This window comes from Kitasatospora sp. NPDC059973, from assembly GCF_042737525.1.
Classification (GTDB): Bacteria; Actinomycetota; Actinomycetes; order Streptomycetales; family Streptomycetaceae; genus Kitasatospora.
This window is the reverse complement of record NZ_JBHWUI010000368.1, coordinates 1-1,388: the sequence shown is the minus strand read 5'-3', so window position 1 is coordinate 1,388 and position 1,388 is coordinate 1. Positions and strand designations below refer to the sequence as shown.

The following is a 1,388-nucleotide window of genomic DNA, read 5'->3' as shown; positions in this document are numbered from 1 at the left end:
CTAGTAGTGCTTTGTTAGGAGGCTTGTCGCATCGCGTGTTCGGTAGTTCTCTGTTGGTATGAGGACTGGCGAACTTGCTTTGTGGCGGGGGCGGTTGGAGGAGTTCGCGGCGGAGGTGTTCGCGCCCTTGGCCCGCCGTGACCAGCGGGCCAAGGGCGGGTTGTACCTGCGGGGGCTGCTGCTGGAGGGCCGGCGCAAGTCGATGCAGCCGATGGCCGAGCGTCTGGGGGTCGACCATCAGCGGTTGCAGCAGTTCATGACGTCCTCGACCTGGCCGGTCGAGGACGTCCGGGCCCGCCTGGCGCGTCGGGCCGTGCGGGCGGTGCGGCCCGAGGTGTGGGCGGTGGACGACACCGGCTTCCCCAAGGACGGAAAGGCCTCGCCCGGGGTCGCCCGGCAGTACTCCGGCACCCTGGGCAAGGTCGGCAACTGCCAGATCGGCGTCAGCGTCCACGCCCTGTCCGACACCGCCTCCTGCCCGCTGTCCTGGCGCCTGTTCGTGCCGGAGTCCTGGGACGGGCCCGAGGCGGCCGCACGCAGGGCGGCCTGCCGGATCCCCGAGGACGCCCGCCATCGGCCGAAATGGCAGCTGGCCCTGGAGATGCTCGACGAACTCGCCGCCACCGGACTGCGGCCCGCGGCGCTGGTCGCGGACGCGGCCTACGGGGCGAACGCGGACTTCCGCCACGGTCTGGAGGACCGCCGTCTGGCCTACGTGCTGCAGGCGAAGGGCGAGATGACAGCCCACCGGGAGGACGCCGAACCGTATCGGCCGCCCTACGGCGGCCTGGGGCCGCGGCCGCTGGCGCGCTACCGCACCCGCCCGGTTTCCTTGCGGGAGCACGTGCTGGCCGCCGGACGCGGCGCGGGGCGGAGCGTGACCTGGCGCAAGGGCTCCAAGGCGGCGATGAGCGCGCATTTCGTGCTGCTGCGGGTGCGCCTGGCCGGGCGGCGTCCCAAGCCGGCCGCAGACGGCACTATCCCCCTCGTCTGGCTGATCGCCCAATGGCCCGAGGGCGAGACGGAGCCGGTCAAATACTGGATCTCGAACCTGCCCGCCGACATCCCCGCCAGGGACCTCGTCCGGCTCGCGAAGTCACGATGGCGGATCGAGCACGACTACCGAGAGCTGAAGACCCGCCTCGGCCTGGATCACTTCGAGGGCCGCTCCTTCATCGGCTGGCACCGCCACGTCACCCTCGTCAGCGCCGCCCACCTGTTCCTCACCGAACAGCGCGCCCTCCCAAAAGCCCTGTCCAGGGCCTGACCTTCGGCCAGGCCCTGGACCTCCTCCAACACCTCATCGCCACCTGGACCGGCACCTGCCCCACCTGCCGACAACCCACCCCATGGCAGCCCTACGACACCACCTAACAAAGCCCTACTAG

Annotated in this window: 1 protein-coding gene; it reads left to right on the top strand. The window is 70.8% G+C overall.

Annotation, left to right across the window (positions count from 1 at the left end):
• Nucleotides 1–58 precede the first annotated feature (58 nt).
• The gene (locus ACFWA9_RS39180) at nucleotides 59–1,267 is read left to right on the top strand and encodes an IS701 family transposase (protein WP_380394378.1); all 1,209 of its coding nucleotides are present in this window, start codon (nucleotides 59–61) and stop codon (nucleotides 1,265–1,267) included.
• Nucleotides 1,268–1,388 lie beyond the last annotated feature (121 nt).

Excerpts from the sequence above, each read along its gene's own strand:
- ACFWA9_RS39180 (WP_380394378.1), top strand. The coding sequence starts at position 59 with ATGAGGACTGGCGAACTTGCTTTGTGGCGGGGGCGGTTGGAGGAGTTC.